Origin of the sequence: Stieleria varia (assembly GCF_038443385.1) — a bacterium.
GTDB classification, from domain to species: Bacteria; Planctomycetota; Planctomycetia; order Pirellulales; family Pirellulaceae; genus Stieleria; species Stieleria varia.
On the sequence record NZ_CP151726.1, the window covers coordinates 3,600,334 to 3,623,369 of the forward strand.

Consider the following 23,036-nt stretch of genomic DNA (forward strand, 5'->3'; position numbering starts at 1 on the left):
CCAGTCACAAAGTTTCAGAAACAGAAAACAGGAAGGCTCCGACTGCACGTGAGTTGGAACGAGGGAACCGCATATCCACTTTCCGTGCCAATGATGCAATAAAAAACGTAAGTCATTAAATGGAAAGTATTTAAGGCAAGACTGCTGGTGGGTTGATGCGCCACGACATTTCGTGAATAATCAATATCTCGTGCTTATGCCACGAAATGTCGTTACACGAGAGAACGCGGGATGAGCCTTCAGAAACATGCGATATTCGGTGACCCGACCGAGATCCTGCTGTCGCTTTCGGGCAAACACCACCTGCCGGAATTGCTTCCCCTGGCGGTCAGGCTGCTGGCTCCCGACGAGCAAGTTGCGTTGGTCCGGATTTGGCTGGTGCGTCCTCCAGAGGAAGGAGATTGCTTGAGCTGTCCGATGGCTGGGGAGTGCCATCATCGTCAGCGGTGTTTGCACCTCGTCGCCAGCTACGGACACGCGCGTCATGGCGAGGATCAACATTGGGAACGGACGACGGGTGACTTCCGTCGCATGCCGATGGCCGTGCGCAAGATCGGTCACATCGCGGCGACGGGCGAGACGGTTCAGATCGATGACGTCTCGGCCGACTCAACCTGGATCGCAAGACCTGATTGGGTGCGTGATGAAGCGGTTCGATCGTTTTTTGGTTTGCCACTTCGGTATCGTGACGAAACGCTTGGGGTGCTGGCGTTGTTCTCTCGCAAGCTGATGGCCGTTTCCTGCTGCGATTGGTTGCGGATGATCGCCGATCACTTGGCCGCCGCGATCGCGAATGCCAGAGCGCTCGATGAGATCGAGTTGCTCAAAGCGAGGCTCGAGCAAGAGAACGAGTACTTGCGCGAGGAGGTTGCAGTTGCATCAATGGGTGAGTTGGTCGGCAACAGTCCGGCGCTGCAGATGATCAGTCAGCAGATCGATTTGGTTGCTCCCACGGATTCTTCGGTTTTGATTCTTGGTGAAAGCGGGACGGGAAAAGAGTTGATCGCGCGAGAGCTACATCGACGCAGCAACCGCTCAGAGCGTCCGTTGATCAAAGTGAATTGTGCGGCGGTGCCTCGCGAGTTATATGAAAGCGAATTCTTTGGCCACTCCAAAGGATCGTTCACCGGAGCGTTGCGAGACCGTGCGGGTCGATTCGAGCTAGCACATGGCGGCACCTTGTTTCTCGATGAGATTGGAGAGATTCCGCTGGATCTGCAGGCAAAGCTTTTGCGAGTATTGCAGGAGGGTGAATTGGAGCGAATCGGTGAAGAGCAGACACGGCGGTTGAATGTGCGTATCATTGCCGCGACCAATCGCAATCTTCGCCAAGAGTCCGCCGAAGGACGGTTTCGGCAAGACCTGTTTTACCGACTCAGTGTCTTTCCGATCGAACTGGCACCACTGCGCGAGCGTGTTCAAGATATTCCATTGCTGGCGGAGCACTTCTTGCAGCGGTTTGCTCGTCAGCTAGGTCGCAAGCCATTGAAGCTCACATTGGCCAACGAGCAGCAACTGCAGCGGTATCGTTGGCCGGGAAACGTACGCGAGCTGCAGCATGTGCTGGAGCGTGCAGTCATCATTTCCACTGACGGCAAGTTGCGCTTCGACTTGCTTGACGATACCGCATCGCAGCCCTCTAAGAAGGCGTCCCAGGCAAACATTGGTTCGCCTGACCAAGTGTTGGCGGACAAAGTGTTGACCGACCGGGAAGTACGAAGCTTTGAAAAAGAGAACATCTGCCGGGCGTTGGAGGCAACCGGCGGCAAGGTCTACGGCAAGGGCGGAGCGGCGGAAGTGCTGGGGCTTAAACCAACCACGCTCCTGTCTAGGATTCGAGCTTTGGGAATTCGAAATTGATCGCGGCGTTACGGACTTGCTTTTTGCCAGATGATTCGAGAAAGGCGAATTCGGTTTGGTTCGGATCTGCGGTCATCGGGAAAACCCATTTCTGTGCTGACGACCCAGCTCTCCGACGGACTGAAATCCAGGACCCCAAAGCCGCCAGCGAGATCCAGTCCGGTTTCAGACATCAGCACTCGCTCGGTCGATCTGATCACCTGCAGTGTATCCAGATCGACTCGGGCGATGAACAATGGGGCTCGGTTGCGGAAGACGTGATCGTTGTTGGCTCCACGACGAGTGTAGGCCAGATACAGTGCGTCGTCGTGAGCGATCCAGTGTTGCTGAGCGTTGTAGCTGCCGAGAATCTCGCCATCGTCAAACTTCCATTCGATTGGTTCTGAGTAGTTCAATCCATCATCAGCGGCGGAGACGAATGCAGATTCATCCGCCCGCATCGTGAGGTAGAATCGGCCGCGGTGTCCGATCACGGATGGTTCGTAGAGTCCGCGTCGACCAGCAAACGTCAGTTCAGAACCGTGTTCGATGTACGTGAGTTTCTCTCCGTCAAAACGGCACCGTGCAACGATTGTTGTGTACCGTCGAGACTTTGGGTTTGTGCGATAACGAATTGGCAGCAGAATTTCGCCGTTGGGCAAATCGAAACGCTGATTGCAGCCCGAGTTCGGCTCCAGAATGATGTTTCCTTCGTGATCTTTTTCGGGCAATTCCAGCAGATTCAGGCCACTCCACTGTTCAGTTTGCGGCGAGTAGACAGCATAGGAAACGCGTTCATATCCCCGGTTTTCTTTCACACCATTGTCAAAGCCGAACGTTTTTCCATGAGCCAGCAGGACACCGGTTGCAGCATGCCATTGAGGACAAATATCGCCGATGACCAAGTCGTGACCTTCCGGCATCGAGCGACGTTGAAGACTGAGGATCTCCTTCGGTTCGCTCCATGATTTCCCGCCGTCCGTTGTCTCGGTGAAATACACATTGCGGTAGCCATGGGAACCCACACGCTCGATCTCCTGAGTCGTCACGATTACCCGACTGGGATTGCCGGGGATGAGTGCAGGACGAGATTGCGACCAGTGAAATTTACCCTGGCTCTGGGCAATCACAGACTCCTCAGTTCGAAAGGGCTCATTTGCTGATAACCGTGCCGCCAGAAATTCCATCATCGTATCGCCACCGAGGTCGTAGTATTTGCCGAGGTTGTGGCTGGTGTCCTTCAAGGTCACGACTTGATGCGAGATTCCCTGCGCTGTCAGAATCTCCGCCAACGGCTGAAATGCATCTGGACGGTCCTGGTCGCCATTGATGGTCAGTAACGCATACTGATGTGCCTTCAGTTGATCAAGGTTCTCTTTGGCGGTCCCCAGCAGTGGACTTTCTGCAGCATTTCCGCGAAACGAAAGAGCACCACCCCAGCTGCCCGCAGCACAGAACAGATCGGGATGACGCAGCGATAGATGGACGGAACCAGCTCCGCCCATGGAAAAACCGCAGACAACGCGAGATTTGGCGGCAGGCGTCGTGCGATAGTTGCGGTCGATCAGCGGAATCAGTTCGTCAACAATCATTGACTCGACTTCGTTTCGGTAACCGCTCATGCCCCCATTCGGAAAGACGCAAATCACCGAGGGAAACTTGCCTGACCGGATCGCGGCGGCTACACGCGAAGAGAACCCGGCGGAATCCGACTTCTCCGATCCACCAGCACCATGCAGGAAGTAGACGACTGGGTAGCGTGTCTGCTTGTCCTGATCGTATTGAGGCGGCGTCCAGACAACGTATCCAACGTCATGCCCCATTGCCTGGCTGTGTAAGAGATGATGAGTCAGCCCCTGCATTTGGCTGATGTCCGGATTCACCCACGTGATCTCACGTCCCCGCTGTTGAGCAGGAGAGAATGTCGCAATCGAGATCGTCGCAATCGCAACAATCGCCGCGAGGATTCTGGAGTTCATGATCGTTGTCTCACAAAGGAGTGGATACCGGGATGTCCGCCAAGTGCTGGACTTAGCGTGACGGATCGAATTGAAAAAGTGGCTTGAGCTCTGGAGGCATCGGGCCCACTTTCTCGTCTCGGTATTTGGAAAAACACTCTGGATCAGGCATTTCTGGAAGCGTCGTGTGCCAAGTCCGAAGCTTCGCCAGAAGCTCGTTGGTGATCGCTGGATGTGATGAAATCAAGTTGTCTTGCTCCAAAGGATCTTCATCGACGTCATGTAACTCGAGTGCTTCGAAGTTCACGTCGGTCAGCAATCGCCACTTTCGGTCCAGGATCGAGTAGAGCGGACCATTACGGCTTGGAACGCCTCTCCAAAAAAGAGGCTTCTCGCGAACGGGAGCTGGTGTACCTTGCAGCGTCGCAACATGGCTCATGCCATCGGGCTGGTATCCCGCGGGGAGACTTGCACCGGCGATTTCGCACAAAGTCGGCAACAGGTCGACGGCGGAAATCCACGACGTGTCGTCAATGGTACCGGCTTTGATCTTGCCAGGCCAACGGGCGATGAAGGGGACGCCGATGCCGCCTTGCAAGATCGAAGCCTTGCGTCCGTTCCGCCCGCCGGTCGTTCCGACGCTGCAACCAATTCCAAATCCTTCGCCGGTCGCTGAATCGTACATTGTAGTCAGCTTGCCGGCTTTGCCAGTGCCCGCAGGACCGTTGTCGGAACTGAAAATCACCAGCGTGTTGTCGGACAAATTCAGTCGGTCCAATGCCGCGAGTAGTTCACCGATTCGATCGTCCGCATGAGAGAGCACCGACGCGTAAACATTGTCAGCGTCGTCCAGTTCTGGGAATCGTCGACGGTATTCAGGCAGCGTGTGAAACGGTGTGTGCGGCTCGTGCATCCACAAATTGATGAAGAACGGCTTGTTCGCAGCGGCGTTCTTCTTCATGAACGCAATCGCGCGAGCGGCATCTTGGTGCACCGGCATTTGTTCTCCGGCACAGTTGAAGGCTGCGTACTCGTCGTAGCCGTACTCTTCGGGCAGCGGCGAATCAGGAATCATGTTGTTGGCCAGGTGCCACTTTCCGAAGTGTGCGGTCGCATAGCCGGCCGACTGTAACATCTTGGGAAGTGTTGGAGTGCTCGGATTCACCCAATCCGGCATGCCGCGTTTAGCGTTACTTGGCACCCAGGCGAAGTGACCATCGATGTTGTACCGAGCAGGAAAATGACCCGTCATCACTGCCGTGCGACTTGGGGAGCACACGCCGCTGGCGACCGTGAATCGATGAAAGTCGGTCCCTTCCTTGGCAAGCCGGTCGATGTTCGGCGTCTTCAGATAGGGGTGTCCGTGGCAGCCAAGGTCTCCCCAGCCCCAATCGTCGGCAAAAATGAAGACGATATTGGTTTTTCTTGCGTTGGCTGGATCTCCCCCCACAACCGCCAGTGGATCTGCAGCCAGAAAGAGCATGAGCAACAAAATCGTTACCACGTTTTTCACAGAGGTGCCTTCTTGTTGAGAGACCCGAACGCTCATGTAAAAGGATTCGCAGGTTCCCGCGAGAAAGGGCATTGAGGAAGGCAATTGATCGCGTGAATAATCTGGTCCGACGGGTAAGCCATGATAGAAGATTGTCATTTTGAGTGGATGATTGGCGGGGAATAGTTTCGAATTATTCCCAAGATTGCTGTTAACGATTCTCTTTCGCGTTCGGCATATGGTCGTCACACAGTTGTTTTGCATCGGTCGAGCGAATGGACGAAAATCAAAAACGCGAGGAATTCACGCATCACTGGCTGGCTGCCGAGCCTGCTGTGTCGGCGTATGTGTTTGCGTCTGTTGCGGGGTTTCATGATGCCGAAGACGTCGTTCAACGGATCGCTCAGGAGCTGGCCCGTCGGTTTGACGAGTATGAGTCGGATCGGCCGTTCGTTGGCTGGGCCTTGTGGATTGCCAAATCCCGGGTGATCGATTTCTACCGATCTCAAGATCGTACACGGATTGTTTTCTCGGACGAGCTGCTCGCCCAACTCGCTGATACGATTGCGAGGCAGGTTGACGGTCGAAGCCGTCGTCGCGAAGCACTGGAGGCGTGCCTGGATGAACTCCCGCCAAAGTCACGCCGATTGCTCGATTTGCGTTACGTCGAAGAGCGATCAGCCGCCGAGATGGCGCGAGAGACCGGGGCTACCAGTGGCTCGGTGCGCGTACTGCTGTCACGTGTGCGAACGGCACTCGTCCGTTGCATCGAGCGACGCCTTGCCCTCGAGACTGCGTGATGTTGATAAACGATGAATTCACCGATCGCGTCCTTGAAGGAGAGGTGTCCGGCGCAGAGGCTTTGGAGTTTCAGAGCTGGCTGCAGGCTCCTGCTAACCTTGAGCGGTTCGCGCTTCGTGCCGAGCTGCATTCTGACCTGCGGCGTTCGCTGCGTCGGAGAAGCATTCAGTCAAACGCAAACGTTTGCGAGACCGTAGTGGAGGAGGCCACGAGTCCCGAACCCTGTTACGACGGACTGGTGACTTCGTCCACCACGGGGGGATTCTCGTTGGCGAGTCCGCGGATGGTGATCTTTGCTGGGGTCGTGGTGGCAACTGCCTGTCTGGTCCTAGCGTTTCTCAACGTCGGCAACCGCAGAGACCTCGATTCAGATCAGTTGCAATACGCAACGATCGTGAGCGAGGTCACATCTCGACTGACAAAGAACGGCAGCATCTGGAAAGGCGTAGGCTTGTCGGCCGGCAAATACCGGCTCGAGCGTGGGCTACTGAACCTCGGATTGGCTGGTGGGGTGATGGTCTATGTGGAAGCGCCGACTCGCTTTGACATTGCAAGCGAGAAGAAGATCATTCTTCACAGTGGGCGAATCTCGGCGAATGTCCCGTCTGACGGCACGGGTTTTACTATCGTTACACCGGAAGCCGATGTCATTGACTTTGGCACCGAGTTCTCCGTCGATGTCGGGGTGGGCACGAGTGAAGTGCATGTGTTCGATGGGCTTGTTCGTGTACAGCCGAAGTCGAGGCAAGGTGCGAAGCGACAGGCAGCGATTGATCTTCGTACCTCTCAGGCCGTAAAGATCAACGACGAAGCCGCAGAGCCAGTCGATATTGAGCTAGCGACGGATCGGTTCATTCGCACGTTCGATGAGTCCCGACGCAGGTACTCGCGCACTGTCAAGAGTCTCGCGACCGTGGCGTTTTACCGGATGGCGATCCGCGATCAGGGGCTCGCATGCCAGCCACCGCAGTACTCAGGCGTTGTATTGATGGGCGACGGAAGACGGCCGCCTCATGCGAGAGGCGTCTTTTCCGGAGGTTCATTGCGAATTCAGGCTGATTCGATAGGACGCGGCGGCCGAGTGGACACGCCTCCACCGCTTCGTTCTGGGCAGTTGACGTTGGCCGCATTTGTGTATCTCGATGCGACAGCAAAGGGTGCGATTGTGGCGACGAATATTCACAACGACAGTGGAAACTTTTCGTTAGCACTCAATGAGCAGGGCTATTTGCAAGCGACGATACGAAACAGCGACGGACATGTGCGTTCCATCGTTAGCGACACGACAGTCACACTTCAATCATGGCTTCACGTCGTGATGACCGCTGATGGTGAGGTGTTGCGTCTCTATGAAGATGGTCGACAAGTAGCGTCCATTACATGCTCGTCGGTGGCCGACAGCGAGACTGACGTGATGTGGTTCGGAACAGATTCGGGCGGACAGAATTTGTGGGACGGACGCATCGACGAAGTCGCCCTGTTTGATCGGGAACTCAGCGATGCGGAGGTGTTGGATCTGTATCAGGCGGCCTTGGAAGAAATCGGGAAATCAGAATGAACTCGAATCCAACGGACAAAACGGGAACTCAATCCATGAATCGACGTGTGTCAACATTCTTATTGGGCGCATTTTTCGCGTGCGTGCCACCCCTCGCCCAATCTCATGCCGCTGAAAGACAGGCCGCAAAGCCGCCGAACATTGTTTTCTTGCTTGCTGACGATCTGGGAGGGGGCGATTTAGGTTGCTATGGGCATCCCTACGCACGCACGCCCAATATCGACTCGCTGGCGAAAGAGGGTACACGGTTCACACAATTCAACTCGACCGGTGCAACCTGTTGCCCGGCACGCACCGGCTTGATGACCGCCAAGTTCACCGCCACGTTTGTCGACTACCCGGCCAATGCCGGCTTTGCGGATCGCGTCACGATTACCGAACTGCTCAACCAGCACGGCTACGCGACCGGTCACTTCGGCAAGTGGCACATCGGACCCGTCAGCACAAACGGAACGTACGGAATCGATGTGATCAATGGAGTGAATGAACAACCACGGTCGGGAAAGAAGAAGCTGTCAGACGATGCACGCGGTCGTGATGCGCACATCTATGATGAGGCAATTACGTTTATCGAAGAAAACAAAGGCAGACCGTTCTATGTGAATGTATGGGGCCACATTTCGCATAGTAAAGTCGACCCACAGGATGCACTGGTCAAACGCTGGAACGGATTAAAAGTCGATCCAGGCGATTTCCCTTCACAGATGTCGGTTAAGTTCGACAGCGCTCGGAAATTTGGAGATGTCGACGACGCGATGCAACATTATCTCGCCGATGTCGAATCACTGGATGACGCCGTCGGACGTCTTTTGAAGCGGCTTGATGAACTAGGCCTGCGTGAGAACACCATCGTTGTTTTCAACAGCGACCAAGGAGCCGGTATGGGCGAGTTTAACGAAGGCGGAACTCGCATCCACATGATGGGTTGTAACGGTCCCTATCGAGGCGGCAAACATACGTTCTGGGAAGGCGGGGTTCGGGTACCCTGGATCGTTCGCTGGCCGGGGCATGTTCCGGCCGGTCGTATCGACAATCAATCTGTCCTCAGCGGTGTCGACTGGCTGCCAACGCTATGTGCTGTCACCGGCATCAAGATCGACGCCAATGAGTTTGATGGGGAAGACACTTCCGCTGCTTGGCTCGGGAAAGCACCGCATTTGCGCACCAAGCCGTTGCTCTGGAAAACAAGCAATCCCGGCAGCGAGGCATACGTTCGCATCGGGCACTGGAAGCTGCTCTACCCGACCCGGCAAAGACATGGCTCTCCGCAACTCTACGACATCATTGCCGATCCCGCCGAGTCGAACGACGTCGCCGCACAGCATCCTGATGTCGTGAAAAGGCTGTCCGCGGTGGTGCAATCATGGAACGACATGCTACCAACCCAATACATCAAGACCGACGACAAGCAAGACTGAGCCGTATCGAACCCAATTCCCCAATCCGTACTCGATAATGAAAGCCAACCTACAAGTGCTACTCAAACCTGCTTCATTGCTAATGTGTCTGGCGTGCGTCTTATGCGCCAGCAACATCAGCTTATACGCCGCGGATCGACCTCCAAATGTTTTGTTCCTGGCTGTTGACGACATGAACGACTTCGTCGGATGTCTTGAGTCGCGTCCCAATGCGATCACGCCCAACATCGATCGGTTAGCCGCTCGCGGCGTGTGCTTCACGAATGGTCACACCGCCGGCGTGTTTTGTGCGCCCAGTCGTGCGGCTATCTTTTCTGGGCAGTACGCGTCGACAACCGGATGTTATATGACGCCAAGCTATTTCGTCCATCATCCGGAAATTGAATCCCTGCAAATGAGCTTCGCCCATGCGGGTTACTCGACGCTGGGCGCTGGCAAGCTGTACCATCATCCCGCCGGAGCGATCGACCAGCGTGGATGGACAAAGTTTTATCTGCGAAATCAGTTCCAGCGTGAAGGCGGCTGGGCTCTGGAATCTTGGAGCAGTGACACGCCCGTTCCACAGCCCTTCCCGGCCAGCGTCTACAACCAAGGCAAAGAAATCACCGGCGGACTTTTTCTGGAATGGGGAGCGATTCCGAACGACCAGGAAGAGCAGATGGCCGACACGATACGTGCCAACTGGGCTGCCGAGCAATTGGGGCGAAAACATGACAAGCCGTTCTTTCTTGCTTGCGGTTTTTATGCTCCTCATTATCCCAACTACTGCCCGCAGAAGTATTTTGATTTGTACGATCGAGACGCCATCGAGACTCCAGCGTTCAAAGAAGATGACCTGGACGACTTGCCGGACAAGATTCGAAAGCAACGGCAGAACCGAAAAGCATTTCATTACGACAAGCTCGTTGAAATGGGCGCATGGAAAGATGCTCTGCACGGATACCTCGCTTGTACGAGCTACGCCGACGCGATGGTCGGGCGAATTCTTAATGCACTCGAAGCAAGTCCCTATGCCGACAACACCATCGTCGTGCTGTGGAGCGATCACGGTTATCACCTCGGCGAAAAAGGCCAGTGGGGCAAACATACGTTGTGGGAACGCACCTCCAACGTGCCGTTTGTTTGGGCTGGGCCCGGCGTGGCCAAAGGTATTCGAACCGATGTGACGGTTAGCCTGATCGACATCTATCCGACGTTGGTTGAAACATGCAACTTGCCGGCGCCGCGTCAGACGCTGGAAGGCGTTTCACTGGCAACGACACTGAAGCATCCCGCGGGAGCCGACGATCGAACGGTCTATCTGCCATACATCAACCCAGGTGAATACACGGTGATGAATCGTGACTGGCGCTATATCCATTACGACGACAAAAACCAGGAGCTATACAAGCTCACAGAAGATCCGCATGAGTGGAACAACCTCGCGTCCGATCCACAGTACGCGGATGTCATCTCCAAGTTGCAGGCCTCAGCACCGACTGAATTTGCGAATCCGGAACCCAAGCTGAACGAAAGACGTGATCTCGTTATCGAAGGCGAAACTTTCCGCTGGGAGAAAGGCCAAGGCAACTTCGTTCCCCATCCGAAGTATTTGCCATACAGCGACCCGGCAATGAAGCAAAAGCAATCGAAGCAGGGGCGATAAAGATGTTTGGCGACAAGCTTCAGGACACCAATGAGCAAGAAGCAGAGTCGTCAGGCTGCCAAGCCAGTACGCCAATACCAAAGACAAACAAGATCATATCAATACCAAACACGGACTGGATCATGAAGACTCTCCGACTCATCGTAACGTTGGTCGTCGTTACCGCGATTATTGCGGGCCGCGCACGAGTGCTGATCGCCGCTGAAAAACCGAACATCGTACTGTTGTTCATCGACGACTGGGCCTGGAACGGGTCTCCGGTTGCGATGGACGACTCGCTGCCGAATTCTCGCATGCCGGTCCTGCAGATGCCGAATGTCGAGCGACTTGCTCGTGAGGGTATGAAGTTCACAAACGCGTATGCCTCGCCGCAGTGTTCGCCGTCGCGAGTCTGCGTACAGACGGGACAGTCCTCGCCGCGCAGTGGCTTCACCGTGTTTATGAACGACCGGGGACAGGACTACTTCGACGAAAAAGGCTACCCAGAGTTTCCGGTGGTTCCATGCGTCTCCGACATGACGATCGACACGGACGCTGTGACGATCCCCGAAGCGCTCAGACCGCTTGGTTATGCCAGTGCCCATATCGGCAAGTGGCATATGCGAGGCAATCCTGGTGACGAGGGATACGTCTCGCATGATGGGGACACCAGCAATACCCCGGGCAACACGCTGCCCGCCGGCGCGAACCAGCGTTTGCCTGACGACCTGACCGATCCCAAGCTGATGTTCAGCGTCACTGAAAAAGCGATTGACTTCATGAACGCGCAGGTCAAAGCCAGCAGACCGTTCTATCTGCAGATCTCCCACTACGCGATGCACGAAGGTCGCGAGTGCTTGCCGGCGACACGTGAGAAATATGCTCAACATCCGCTCGTGCAGGCATACTACCGAAAGATCGGGAAGACCGCCGAGACAGTCAAACGCAAGGAAGACCCGGCCATCTGGCTGGGGATGGGCGACGATCTCGACGGGCGGATCGGAGCGGTGCTTGATTGCATTAACGAGCTGGGGATCAAGGATAGCACGTATGTCGTACTGGTTTCCGACAACGGATACCGCCACAAGGAGCTGCAGTTGACCGAGGGCTTCACGCAGCCACACCATGCTGCCAAGTGGTGGGTTTGGCAGGGTGGGATCCGCGTTCCGATGATCGTCAGAGGTCCCGGCATCAAGGCTGGCTCTGTCTTCAATGCCAACGTGGTGAATTATGATTTCCTACCAACATTCGTTGACTGGGCAGGCGGCGACCCGACGGCTCTGAAGAACATCGACGGCGTCAGTCTTGCGTCCTATATGGCGGGCGAGCTGCCGAGCGATACGTTCCTGAATCGAAATTTGTATTTCCACTACCCGCACTACCGCAGCGGCATGCCACACTCGGCAGTCGTCTCCGGCACTCGCAAGCTGCTGCATTTCTACGAGCGACCGGATCTCCCCATGCTGTTCGACCTGAACCAGGATATGGGCGAGTTCCACAATATCGCGCCCGATCACCTGGAAGAACACCGCCGTCTCTACGACAGCATGATGCGGTACTTCGATGACGTCGCCGCCCGCATCCCGAAACTCAACCCGAACTACGACGCAGCGGTCTACCGAAGCTCCAAGGAGTACGAGAATCGTGTTCAATGGGGGCCTTTTGCAGGAAGTAGGCCACCTGCAGAGGACGAAAAATGAACGTCGCCCCCACAAAAAAGATAGTGATACAACAAACCATCACGTCACTTGTGACAGGCTCGCTGCTTGCTGCCGCATCGCTGCTAGCGATGAACTCCGATGCGCAAGCAGCTGACAAACCCAACGTCATCGTCATCCTTGCAGACGACCTGGGCTACGGCGATCTGTCGTGTTACGGGGCCAACGATATTGCCACGCCCAACATTGACCAGATGGCGGCTGAAGGAGCAAAGTTCACCAGCTTCTATGTTTCTCCCGTCTGCTCCCCGACTCGTGCGGCTTTGATGACCGGCAGCCATTCAACGCGCGTCGGAATCGGCGGCGTGATGTTCCCTCGGAACAACCACGGGCTGAACCCTGATGAGATCACTCTGCCAGAGTTACTGAAAGACCAGGGTTACGCGACGGCCATCATTGGCAAGTGGCATCTTGGCAACCAAGACATATTTCAACCGCTCAACCACGGTTTTGATTACTGGTACGGAACGCCATCTTCCAATAGCCAGGGCTTTTATCCCACACTCAAGCAATACGCTGCCGATTGCATCTTCCGCGAAGGCTACACCCGGGAGAACATCATCGAGTTAAGCGAAGCGAAATGTCCACTCGTGCGGAACAACATCGTCGTCGAAGTGCCCGCCGACCAAACACAGTTCACTCAGCGGTACACACGCGAGACCATTCGCTTCATCACTCAGCACAAAGACCAGCCGTTTTTCGTGTACGTGGCGCACAACATGCCGCACATCCCGCTGCATGCATCTGAGAAGTTTGTTGGCAGCAGCAAGCGAGGTATTTACGGTGACGCGATCCAGGAACTCGACTGGAGCACAGGCGAGATTCTGCATTCACTGAAAGAACTTGGGCTCGATGAGAACACCCTGGTCATCTTCACGTCCGACAACGGACCGAACACCAGCACAGGCGGCAGCGCCGGAGCATTGAAAGGGGGCAAAGGTTCGACTCTGGAGGGAGGCGTGCGAGTCCCGTTCGTTACTCGCTGGCCAGGCAGTATTCCTGCGGGCACTGAATCTGACGAAGCCGTCATCATCATGGATCTTCTGCCGACACTTACCAGACTGGCGGGCGGTGTGATTCCCAGCGACCGCGTGATTGATGGAAAAGACATCTGGCCGCTACTCGCTGGAAAGCCTGATGCCAAGTCACCTCACGAAGCGGTCTATTACCTGCGGGGACGAGTCGTTCAGGGAATCCGCGTCGGCGACTGGAAGTATCTCGTCGATGAGGCTTCGGGGAAGGATGCCTCGAAGCCCGAGATTGAGCTAACTGCTGAGGAACAGAAACTTCCTCGCAAAGAACGGAAAGCACTTATCAAGGAACGCAGCAAAGCTCCGAGTCAGAAATCGGGGCCAACGGCGGCGCTTTATAATCTGAGTGACGATATCGGCGAACAAAACAACCTGACTTCCAAACACCCAGAAATCGTCGTGAGGCTGAAAACGCAGATAGAAAGTTTTCACATAGAGCTTCGCAAGAACACGCGGCCAGCTGGCGTTGCGAACTAACCATGAACATGAATTGCACGAATCAACTGAATCCAGAAAGACGCAACGTATGAAAACCATTGCGTTAACGTTCATCGCAGTTTTGTTTGCAGCAGACGCCTTGGCGACAGAGATCCCGATTCCTAAAAGGGTTCAGAAGAGGATATTAGCTGCCGCGCCTGAGATAGACCTTAATAATGATGGAAAAATTACGGCTGAAGAATTGAAAGCAGGCCGCGATAAGCTGCCAGAAAACATGCTGCTGCTGGATGTATATCCGCGGGGGCATTCAATGCACTGCACGCCGCATTCTGCGATGAACAACTCACCGACTCTGACGCTGAAGTGGCTGCGGTGATTTCCTTCATGGGTGCCATTGTTGCCAGCCATATTGATGAAAACGATCCGCCTTTTTTCATTGCCCACAGCACCAGTGATAACGTGGCCCCCATACCCAATGGTCAAGAGCATGGTGCAGCAATTTGAAAAGGTGAACGCGGAGTACAGCTACTTTCCTGTCGATGGTGTGGCGCACCGGCTTCAGGCCATCCTCGAAACCAAATTCGATGGCAAGACGGTGTCCGATCACAGCCTTGGTTTCTGTTTCGAGGCCATGGAACTCGGCGAGCTGATCAAGGCAACACGATAGACAATCTCCAATATGACAACCAACACTTCGCCGCTCCTTGCTCTCATTTTCGTCCCCGCTACATCACTGGTGTTTTTGGCAGGGAGCCGGTTCATCTGTTCCTGTTATCGGGACAATCCAATATGGCCAACTTGAAACTCAAGCAAGTTTTTATTCAGGCAATCCCTAAGCATTTCGGAGCTGACCAGGTTGCGATCATGAAGGTTGCCCCAAAAGGGCAGCCGATCCGCTGTTACGAGAACAATTGAGGACCGATGATGACCCACATTTTGCGTGCTCACCTGTCTGCTTTGTGCCTTGCCGTACTGTTGGCGTGGGCGCCCGACCCCGCCGCTGGCGCGGATCCTGCCCAGCCCAACGTCATCGTCATCATGGCCGACGACCTCGGCGCGGAGGGGCTGGCATGTTACGGCAGCACGATCTATACAACGCCGAATCTCGACCGAATGGCGGCTCAGGGCGTGCGGTTCAACAACGCGTACGCCACGCCGCTGTGCACACCGACGCGGGTGATGATCATGAGCGGCCTGTACCCGAACCGCACCGGGTTCAAGGCGTCGATCGGCAAGGACGATGAAGTCCGCCTGCCGGCGAGCATCCGCACATTCGGGCACGACTTCCACAATGCCGGTTACGCGACCGCAATCGCCGGCAAGTGGCAGCTAGGTCAGTTCGACGAATATCCCGATCAACCGATCCAGCACGGATTCGACGACTACAGCATGTGGACGTGGTTCTACGACGGCAAGAAGTCGAGCCGCTACTACAGCCCGCACATCTACAGCAACAGCAAGCTCTTCATCGGTACGGACAAAGACTACGGGCCGGACTATTACAGCAAGCATCTGCTGGATTTCATTGACACGAACCGGGGTAAACCGTTCCTGATCTACTATCCGATGGCGCTGGTGCACTCGCCGTTCAAGCATCCGCCGTCGCTCGAGAAGCTGGCGCGGACGAAGTACACCGACGACCTTGACAAGAGCACGGTCGCGTTCGGACACATGGTCACCTACATGGACGATATCGTTGGCAAGATCATGGCGAAGCTCAAAGAGCACGGCCTCGAAAAGAGCACGCTGATCCTGTTTACGGGGGACAACGGTACGCACGCGTCAATCACCAGTAAGTTGCCGGACATGGACCTCAATGGCGGCAAGGGCTCGATGACGGAGGCCGGTACGCGTGTGCCGCTGCTGGCTTGGTGGCCTGGCAAGATCAAGCCGGGCGTGCGGGACGAACTGTTCTGCCTGGTCGACGTGCTGCCGACGATCGCATCGGTAGCCGGGATCAGGCTCGACCGCGAGGTTGACGGCATGGATTTGTCCCACAACCTGTTCGGCACGGCTGGCGAGGATCGCCAGCAGGTGTTGATGAGCTTCAAGAAGGGATACTTCGTGCGCGACAGGCGTTTCCGCCTTCACGAAAACGGCACGCTTTACGACATCCCGGTGAGTTCTGACAAAGAGCGGTACAGCGAGGCGAAGGCCGGGAGCGAGGACTTTAACAGTGACCGTGAACGACTCGGCGCTGTGCTGAAGGACTTCATGGCGATCGAGCAGGCCAACACGAATAGCAAGATCAGGAAAGCCAAGTGATGAACAAGATACGCGTGATTGCAATCGTGCTGGGTGCGCTGCTGCTCGGCGGCTGGGCGATGGTTGGTGAGAGCGTCGCCTCAGACAAGCCCAACATCGTCGTAATCCTCACCGACGACCAGGGCTATGGCGATCTGGGGTGTTATGGGGCAACAGAAATTGCGACGCCCAACATCGACCAGCTCTGCGCCGAAGGGATGAAATTCACCAGTTTCTACGTTCACAATCGCTGTTCACCAACGCGTGCCGCTTTGATGACCGGCTGTCATGCTCAGCGGGTCGGTGTCAATAAAGTAATTTACCGACGTGATCGTATGGGCCTGCATTCGGATGAGATCACTGTCGCGGAAATTCTCAAAACGGCGGGGTACGCGACGGGAATCGTCGGCAAGTGGCATTTGGGCGAATGGGAAGATTTCAATCCGGTGAACCAAGGCTTTGACAGCTTCTACGGTTTCATGGATTGCGATGACAAGAAGACGACGGCAATCTTTCGCAACAGGGAAATCGTCGAAGAAGTGAAACACAAGACCGACGGGATTCATTCACCCAAACTGGTTGCGGCCGGTATTAAATTCATCCAGCAGCACAAGGACCAGCCCTTCTTTCTGTACTACGCTTCGCCGCTACCGCACACACGCTGGATTCCTCACCCGCGATTCGCAGGCAGCTCAAAGCAAGGCACCTACGGTGACGTCGTTCAGGAGATCGATTGGCAAGTTGGCGAGCTAATGAAGACGCTTGATGAACTGAACCTCACCGAAAACACGCTGGAACGCTTTTCAATCTAAGAGTCGATCCGGGAGAAACAACCGACGTTGCCGCCGAGCATCCAGTCAAGGTTGCCGACCTTTCCAGAAGAATGAGCGATTTCACGAGAGGCCTTGACGCACATTCTCGCCCGATTGGAAGCCTGTCTGAGAATTCGAAGTAGGTGTAAAGAAGATGGACAAGATTAAATTGTTACTTGTGTTAATTGTCTCAGCGATTGGCGTCACCGGGGCCGAGGCGGCCGATCAGCGGATGAACGTGCGCTTTCTGGCCGCCGATGATCCGAACAGTTGGCTGCTTGAGGATGCGGATCGTTATGCAGGCAAGGTGGTGGCACCGAATCTTCGCCGACTGGCTGGCAGGCATGACGTCCGGGAAGACCTGGCCGATTACCTTGGCGAGGCTCGGGCCTGGGATGGCATGTTCAACGAGTTGATGGAAGAACTAAAAGCTCAGGTGAGAAACGTCGCAGCGGATTCCGGCTACGCGAAGGTCCTGCGGGAGCTCACCGATCGCATGATGAGGGAATTGCGGGACACCGGCGATCCGCGCGTACTGGGAGACGGCAGCGCCTTCGATCAAAAGCCGTTCGTCGACCCCGGCTTCGTTCCTCCCTCAAGAAACAAGAAAATTCTCACGTTCTGACACCACTCGATAAAGCCTGCCATGAAACCATTCTCCACAACCTTGCTCGCGCTGTTTTGCTTGTTCACCATCGCTCCCATGATCGTGCGTGGCGGGGAGGAGAAACCAAAGCACAACGTCATCGTGATCCTTTGCGACGATCTCGGCTACGGCGAACTGCCGGTGTATCGCAAGCTCTACCAAGAGAGCGAGGAGTTCAAAACTGCCATCGGTTCCTTCACTCCAAATCTGGACCGACTGGCGAAGGAAGGAGTCGTCTGCACCAGAGCCTATGGCAACAACCACTGCGTCCCGTCCCGGATGTCCTTGCTGAGCGGGAAGTGGCAGACGCGCAAAGTTGTTCTGGGTGGCCAACCCATGATCGGGCGAGCCATGCGCGAGGCCGGTCTGAAAACGGCCCATTTCGGGAAGTATCACCATGAGGTGGAGAAGACCATCACTCTTCCGTATCATCCCGAATTACTCGAATTCGACGAGTTCTTCGGGTTTGAGGCGATGAGCGAATATTTTCGCAAGGCCGGCGAGGCCGTGGCCGAGACGAAGAATTCTCCCATCACCTATCGGGTGGAGGAAAAAATGATCGATTACCAATTCCCTAAGGAGGGAGCCTACCTCACGGACACACTTACCGAACTTGGCGTCGATTTCATCAACCGCTGCGCCGGCGAAAAAAAGCCATTTTTTCTCTACCTGCCTTACAACGCCCCCCATACTCCGATTCAAGCCAAGGAGGAGGACCTCCGCACCCTGTTTCCCAAGCAGGCCAAGGACGCCAGCACGCGTCAGAAGATCATGGCCATGGTCTATTCCGTGGATGAAGGCATTGGCCGACTCGTCGAGACCCTGGAAAAGAACGGGCAACTGGAACGCACCTTGATTATCTTCACCGGCGACAATGGTGGAGAGGGGACTCTTTCACTGAATTATCCCATGCATGGATTCAAACATGAACCCTTCGACGGCGGAATCCGGGTGCCTTATATCGTTTGGTCTGCGTCTCTCAAGGCTTCCGCGGACAAACCGGCCCGTTACGACGGTCTGGTGTCGGTCTGCGACATCCTTCCAACGGCCTTAAAGTATGTGGCCCCGTCGACCGACCTGACGTCCCTCAAGATCGATGGCACCGACCTCATGCCTTATCTCACGGGGCAGGAACAACCTTTGCAAGGACGTCAATATCTCAACGTCCGCACCCTCAATCACCTATCCAACACCTGGGATGGAGGCAGAGACACCAAGGGTACAACGATCGGCTCCAGCATCACCCTGCTCGTCGACCACTTTAAAATCATGAAGATATGGCAGGACAGAACAAAGAAGGACAAGTATTCCTATCTGCTCCAGCACCTGCCCGACATGGTCGGTAAGCCGAAGCCCTTGTCCTCGCTGATGGAAGACTATTACGAAGACAATGTCAAGGATCCCGAAAAGAAAGAGGCGATGATCAAACAGTTGGAAAGCCTGCTGCAGGGCGACAAGTTACGATGAAGCGGGATCCGTCTCGGCACCTAAGATACCAATGAAAACGTATCGATTCAAAACGGCTACCTCGGCCACTTGGGACGCGATCGCGCTCCGCCCAGACTACTTCGCTGCGGCGGTGCCGATTGCCGGAGGGGGCGATCCGCAGATGGCGGAACAATGGAAGGAACTTCCCATCTGGGCCTTCGCCAGTGCGGGAGACCAGACCTGCCCCGTGGTCGGAACCAGCACAAAATACATGTCGCGTTACCGCTATCTGGTGACATCAAACGCCACCGACGTGAACCTGACCCATAGACACTGAGACGAATACGCAAAGACTGAGAAATAGACGGTCGAAGAGTTGGGAACGCACTTCAAGAGTTCAACCCGGCCTCGCCGAGTAGATTATCAACGTCCCTCACTGCGACCCACCCCGAGCGGCAGCGTGTAATCCCAACTCGGTGTCCTGCCGGGTTCAAAATTAGAGACCTGCTCGATACCATGCGGCACCACCTGCGCTTCCCGTACCCGTTCCCGCAGACGGGCCAAAAAGCGTCCTTTCAGCTCGGCAAATTCGGGGTTTCCGGCAAGATTTTTCATTTCCGCCGGATCACTTTTGTGATCGTAGAGCTCCACCGCGCCACCTTCGTCGTCGTTCTGCCACTCCGTGATTCGATACCGTTCGTCACGCAGGCTGTATCCCTTCGCCCGCACGGTGAGTTGGGTCAGGGCATCCTTCCTCGGACGCGCCGTCGGGTCATGCAACACGGGAACAAGACTGACGCCCTGGACGTGGGACGGTATCTCGAGGCCGGTCAATTCCGCGAGGGTCGGATAAAAATCGGTCATCTCGACCGGTGCCGGGGTGCGATGCCCACGCAGGGTCTGCCCCGGTGTCGAGAGGATCAGCGGCACGCGCGTCGCGTTCTCAAACAGGGTGGTCTTCTGAAACTGACCATGCTCTCCCATGTGATAGCCATGGTCGGAGGTGAACACCACGATCGTATTCTCGTTCAGCCCCAACTCCTCGAGAGCATCCAGCAGACGCCCAATCTGGGCATCGACGAAAGAAATCGAAGCGTAGTAGGCCTGGATCGCCTCTCGGGCCAACTCAGGGGTCAGCTTGGTTTTCTCCTTCTTCAAGGTGACGCTCTTTCGAGCCGGCTCGGGCAGGGTCTCGAGATATCCCTCCGGAACTTCCGGGAGCTGGATCGATTCGATGGGATAGAGATCGAAGTACTTTTTCGGAGCGATGTACGGGGTGTGAGGACGAAACAAACCTACCGCGAGAAAGAAGTCGAAGTCATGCCTGGCATGCCAATTTAGCCGCTCGATTGCCTCATCCACGATCATGCCGTCGGTCTGCTCTTCGTTAGTGCCCTCCGCGGCCAGCCAGCTCAGGGTTCCGCCGTACCGGCCTGGTGTCAGGGTGAAGCATTGGGCTTCCTCCAACTTGTCGCGTCCGTAGGGATTGATGGTGTGATCCCAGGAATACGGATCGTCGTGGCCGCCCGTGCCGATGTTACGCGGTACGCCGTAGTGGTAGATCTTGCCGATCCGCGTCGCGAAGTATTGATTCGCCCGAAAATGCTGGCTCATCGAAATGACATCGGGGAGGGTCTGGCGCAGAAAGATCGAGTTGTTCCAGATCAGGGTTTGATCAGGATAGAGACTCGTCATGAATGAAGCCCGGCTCGGCCCGCACAGCGAGAACTGACAGTGGGCATTGTCGAACTGCACTCCCCGCTTCGCCAGAGCGTCGATGTTCGGGGACTTCACGAGCGGGTGATCGTAGGTCCCGAGATCGCAGTTCAAGTCATCACAGATGATGAACAGGACATTGGGACGCTCCCCGGCCAGAACAGGCGCGGTCACGGTCGCGGTGAGCAACAAGGCTACGGCAATCAGTCTTGATAGATTTTGAACCATGGCTTCGGATTTATACTATTGTCCCCGATTAGACAAGGCACGGTTGATCGGGGGAATCCAAATCGATCGCCGTTCGAATCTGTCATAACGACGTCGTAATGAAAAACCTCCTTACCTGACGAACGCCGCGTCCACCAATGATTCTTCCTCCACCAAGGCTGCAAAGGACAACACCCATCATCGTGAAGACAACGACAAAGCAACCTGGTTGCCCCGTGCCGCAACCGATGTTGGCAACGTTGAGCTCTGCATTTCTGTCAAGCCTAGTCAGCTCCAGAGCGCGGAGTGTCTCCTGATTGCTTCCAGGTCCTTGGCGTTCTCCCGCGCGGTGCAGATCGACCATGAGCGAGAAAAGGGGTTGTTCATCCCTTGCCTGAGTCCTCGAGGGGTTTTTTGTTAAATTTTTATGATTCGTCGTCCCCTTTCTCGTCTCACGGGACAATTCCCCTTGATTGGCAGCATTAGGGAGAACGATGGACGCAACATCACTGTTTGAAATCTTGATTCGTGAAAATACGGACATGCTATTCGCCTACATCCGCTCAGGGGTGCGCGATCAGCATGCCGTGGATGATCTTTATCAGGAAACGGTCCTCACCGCCTGGAAGCGTCTTGATACTTACGACCGAGACAGGCCGATCGGTCCGTGGTTGCGAGGAATCGCCGGGAAAATGATGCTCGCTTACTATCGGAGAACGTCCCGCACGGATCAGCCGATTGACGAAGAGTCACTCCAGTGGCTGAACGATCGGTTTGCCGCGATTGGATCACTCCAAGGTGACACATTTCACGACAAGCTGGCCGCCATGCGTGAATGTATCGATTCACTCCCGGAGACTTTCCAGCGTCCGATCACGATGCGCTACACCGAACAGCGGGCTTGGGGCGAGATCGAGTCGATGTTGAGTCTGGCGAAAGAGACTTTGAAGAAACGGCTGGCCCGCGGTAAAGCCCGTTTGGCCGACTGCCTGGAGAACAAACTGGGACTTGGTGAGGCGTCGTGATGAATGAGGACGAACAATTGAAGCGAGACCAACTCCGGGATTCCTGGGTCGAGTCGCTGCTTACCAGTGCCGTGGCGCCTCAAGATTACGCCGATCACGTTGCCCGAGCGATGAAGCGAATCAACGAGCCCGAGTCCACGCATGGTGCCAATGTGCCACGCTCGCCCCGAAAATCAATGCGCTGGGGAGCAATCGCGCTAGCCGCCTCCGTTCTGATAGCTCTGTCGTTTGTGCTTGATAGTAACGGCACATCTGCCAAGGCCATGGCAGCTGTTCAGCGATCCCTGCACGTGGCCGCAGAGCAGATGACTCGCAAGTATCTGCTACAGGTACAGTATCGCAGCCCCACAGGGTACGAACCACAGATCGACAACGAACTCTACGTGCAAGGTCACGACTGTTTTACATTGCGGCATCCGGGACTCCTGCCAGGCAGCAGCTTTTGGCTCGGCAAGAATGAGACGGATGAATGGGTCGTTCCTCCGATTGGTCCAGTGCGAATTGGAAGTGGCACGGTTCTTAGTCGCTGGCTTGCCTTGCACCAGCAACTCGACACTCCTTATCTGCATGTCACGACTCTCTTAACGCGAATGTCTCAAGGCTACCGTTTGGAAGAGTTGTCCGATGAAGTAGTCACTCTTCCCGATGGAACGAAAGTCGCCTGTCAACACATTCGTGCCGAGCTTGAAGTGACCGACGAACCGAACGCTCCTGACATGATCGAGCTGTGGGTAAGCCGTGAAACGGGCATAGCGATTCGAATCGTTGTGCGGTGGAATCTGGCAGACGGTCAAGCTGGACGAGAATCGGTAGCACTCACATTCCAAAGTGACGAACCCTCCCTTTCGGATGAATGGTTCACTCCTGAAGCTCATTATCAAGGTAGCCGGGTCATCATGCGAATCGATTCACTCGGCCAACCGAGATTCGAACGACCGTAGCGCACAGGAACCTTAGAGCCTTTCCGAAAACCGTGAGCCGAACGCGCTAGCGTCGGGCCTGCATCGCCAAACGCAGCAAATTGCCGTGCCCGCGGCTAGCGCCGTCGGCTCACAAAATAAAATGCATCAATTTTCGGAGA

At 55.5% G+C, this 23,036-nt stretch carries 19 protein-coding genes; 16 read left to right on the forward strand and 3 right to left on the reverse strand.

What is annotated here, in order from left to right; translation table 11 throughout:
• Window positions 1-231: 231 nt before the first annotated feature.
• On the forward strand, window positions 232-1,860 hold the full coding sequence (locus tag Pla52nx_RS11895) for a sigma-54-dependent Fis family transcriptional regulator (RefSeq protein WP_146520146.1): 1,629 nt from the start codon (window positions 232-234) through the stop codon (window positions 1,858-1,860).
• 8 nt (window positions 1,861-1,868) lie between these two features.
• On the opposite strand, the gene Pla52nx_RS11900 is transcribed toward Pla52nx_RS11895, so the two are convergent.
• Window positions 1,869-3,818, reverse strand: a complete 1,950-nt coding sequence (locus Pla52nx_RS11900) for an alpha/beta hydrolase (protein WP_146520145.1) — start codon at window positions 3,816-3,818, stop codon at window positions 1,869-1,871.
• A 52-nt stretch (window positions 3,819-3,870) separates the two neighbouring features.
• Window positions 3,871-5,280, reverse strand: coding sequence for a sulfatase family protein (locus Pla52nx_RS11905; protein ID WP_146520479.1), 1,410 nt, complete (start codon window positions 5,278-5,280; stop codon window positions 3,871-3,873).
• Between the two features lie 284 nt (window positions 5,281-5,564).
• Between Pla52nx_RS11905 and Pla52nx_RS11910 the strand changes: the two genes are divergently transcribed.
• From Pla52nx_RS11910 to Pla52nx_RS11970, 13 genes are all read left to right on the forward strand, one after another.
• On the forward strand, window positions 5,565-6,089 hold the full coding sequence (locus tag Pla52nx_RS11910) for a sigma-70 family RNA polymerase sigma factor (RefSeq protein WP_146520144.1): 525 nt from the start codon (window positions 5,565-5,567) through the stop codon (window positions 6,087-6,089).
• Window positions 6,089-7,648, forward strand: a complete 1,560-nt coding sequence (locus tag Pla52nx_RS11915) for a LamG-like jellyroll fold domain-containing protein (protein ID WP_146520143.1) — start codon at window positions 6,089-6,091, stop codon at window positions 7,646-7,648. The genes Pla52nx_RS11910 and Pla52nx_RS11915 overlap by 1 nt, the downstream gene beginning before the upstream one ends.
• The gene (locus tag Pla52nx_RS11920; RefSeq protein WP_231741987.1) at window positions 7,645-9,066 is read left to right on the forward strand and encodes a sulfatase family protein; all 1,422 of its coding nucleotides are present in this window, start codon (window positions 7,645-7,647) and stop codon (window positions 9,064-9,066) included. The genes Pla52nx_RS11915 and Pla52nx_RS11920 overlap by 4 nt, the downstream gene beginning before the upstream one ends.
• 82 nt (window positions 9,067-9,148) lie before the next feature.
• The gene (locus tag Pla52nx_RS11925) at window positions 9,149-10,711 is read left to right on the forward strand and encodes a sulfatase (protein ID WP_146520477.1); all 1,563 of its coding nucleotides are present in this window, start codon (window positions 9,149-9,151) and stop codon (window positions 10,709-10,711) included.
• Window positions 10,712-10,713: 2 nt separating this feature from the next.
• Window positions 10,714-12,390, forward strand: coding sequence for a sulfatase-like hydrolase/transferase (locus Pla52nx_RS11930; RefSeq protein ID WP_342190387.1), 1,677 nt, complete (start codon window positions 10,714-10,716; stop codon window positions 12,388-12,390).
• A gap of 89 nt (window positions 12,391-12,479) precedes the next feature.
• On the forward strand, window positions 12,480-13,916 hold the full coding sequence (locus Pla52nx_RS11935) for a sulfatase family protein (RefSeq protein WP_146520476.1): 1,437 nt from the start codon (window positions 12,480-12,482) through the stop codon (window positions 13,914-13,916).
• Window positions 13,917-13,965: 49 nt separating this feature from the next.
• Window positions 13,966-14,253: an EF-hand domain-containing protein gene (locus Pla52nx_RS11940; protein WP_146520141.1), complete on the forward strand. Its 288-nt coding sequence runs from the start codon at window positions 13,966-13,968 to the stop codon at window positions 14,251-14,253.
• 36 nt (window positions 14,254-14,289) lie between these two features.
• Window positions 14,290-14,544, forward strand: coding sequence for a hypothetical protein (locus tag Pla52nx_RS11945; RefSeq protein ID WP_146520140.1), 255 nt, complete (start codon window positions 14,290-14,292; stop codon window positions 14,542-14,544).
• A 257-nt stretch (window positions 14,545-14,801) separates the two neighbouring features.
• Window positions 14,802-16,142 carry a sulfatase-like hydrolase/transferase gene (locus Pla52nx_RS11950; protein ID WP_231741984.1) on the forward strand — a complete coding sequence of 447 codons (1,341 nt, stop codon included), beginning with the start codon at window positions 14,802-14,804 and terminating at the stop codon, window positions 16,140-16,142.
• Complete coding sequence (locus Pla52nx_RS11955) at window positions 16,142-16,933, forward strand: sulfatase-like hydrolase/transferase (protein ID WP_231741983.1); 792 nt, start codon at window positions 16,142-16,144, stop codon at window positions 16,931-16,933. The genes Pla52nx_RS11950 and Pla52nx_RS11955 overlap by 1 nt, the downstream gene beginning before the upstream one ends.
• Window positions 16,934-17,087: 154 nt before the next feature.
• The gene (locus tag Pla52nx_RS11960; RefSeq protein WP_146520138.1) at window positions 17,088-17,558 is read left to right on the forward strand and encodes a hypothetical protein; all 471 of its coding nucleotides are present in this window, start codon (window positions 17,088-17,090) and stop codon (window positions 17,556-17,558) included.
• A 21-nt stretch (window positions 17,559-17,579) separates the two neighbouring features.
• Window positions 17,580-19,046, forward strand: a complete 1,467-nt coding sequence (locus tag Pla52nx_RS11965) for a sulfatase-like hydrolase/transferase (RefSeq protein ID WP_146520137.1) — start codon at window positions 17,580-17,582, stop codon at window positions 19,044-19,046.
• 31 nt (window positions 19,047-19,077) lie between these two features.
• Window positions 19,078-19,344, forward strand: a complete 267-nt coding sequence (locus Pla52nx_RS11970) for a hypothetical protein (RefSeq protein ID WP_146520136.1) — start codon at window positions 19,078-19,080, stop codon at window positions 19,342-19,344.
• 86 nt (window positions 19,345-19,430) lie between these two features.
• On the opposite strand, the gene Pla52nx_RS11975 is transcribed toward Pla52nx_RS11970, so the two are convergent.
• Window positions 19,431-20,951 carry a sulfatase gene (locus Pla52nx_RS11975; protein WP_146520135.1) on the reverse strand — a complete coding sequence of 507 codons (1,521 nt, stop codon included), beginning with the start codon at window positions 20,949-20,951 and terminating at the stop codon, window positions 19,431-19,433.
• A 473-nt stretch (window positions 20,952-21,424) separates the two neighbouring features.
• On the opposite strand from Pla52nx_RS11975, the gene Pla52nx_RS11980 reads away from it, so the two are divergent.
• On the forward strand, window positions 21,425-21,955 hold the full coding sequence (locus Pla52nx_RS11980; RefSeq protein ID WP_146520134.1) for an RNA polymerase sigma factor: 531 nt from the start codon (window positions 21,425-21,427) through the stop codon (window positions 21,953-21,955).
• A complete protein-coding gene (locus tag Pla52nx_RS11985; protein ID WP_146520133.1) occupies window positions 21,955-22,896 on the forward strand; it encodes a hypothetical protein in 942 nt (313 codons plus the stop codon). Before Pla52nx_RS11980 ends, Pla52nx_RS11985 begins: the two co-directional genes overlap by 1 nt.
• Window positions 22,897-23,036 lie beyond the last annotated feature (140 nt).